General features: G+C 42.3%; 1 protein-coding gene. It reads right to left on the bottom strand.

Going from position 1 to position 558, the window contains the following annotated elements; all coding sequences use genetic code 11:
- Nucleotides 1-558: aminotransferase class III-fold pyridoxal phosphate-dependent enzyme (locus J655_RS24190; RefSeq protein ID WP_032053473.1), on the bottom strand; the 558-nt coding region annotated here is incomplete at both ends.

The raw sequence follows: 558 nt of genomic DNA, 5'->3' as shown, positions 1-558 counted from the left end.
ATCACACAGTGCTCTTAAGCCTTTTAAAAATTCGATGTCAGCAGGAATAACACCGCCTTCACCTTGGATTGGCTCAACAATCACGGCACAAGTTTGTTCATTAATGACCGCTTTTGCAGCTTCTAAATCATTAAAGGCAACATGGTTGATACCATTTGGAAGAGGTGCAAAGTCTTGTGAATATTTAGGTTGACCACCCGCCGAAACGGTAAATAAGGTACGGCCGTGGAAAGCATTGTTAAATGCCACAATGCCACTTTTACCTGCAACACCGCTGTCGAGTCCAACTTTACGCGCAAGTTTTAATGCTGCTTCATTTGCTTCTGCACCTGAGTTACAGAAGAATACCTTATCTGCAAATGTATTTTCGGTGAGTTGTTTAGCAAGGCGTAGAACGGGTTCATTTGTATAACCGTTACCGACGTGCCAAAGTTTTGTTGCTTGTTCTGTTAAAGCATTTACTGCCACTGGATGCGCATGACCTAATGCGTTTACTGCAATCCCGCCTGCAAAATCGATATATTCTTTATTTTCTTGATCCCAAATACGTGAACCTTC

Origin of the sequence: Acinetobacter sp. 1294243 (assembly GCF_000588015.1) — a bacterium.
Lineage (GTDB): Bacteria > Pseudomonadota > Gammaproteobacteria > Pseudomonadales > Moraxellaceae > Acinetobacter > Acinetobacter pittii.
Note: the sequence above shows the minus strand (reverse complement) of the source record. Positions and strands in the feature narration are given on the sequence as shown.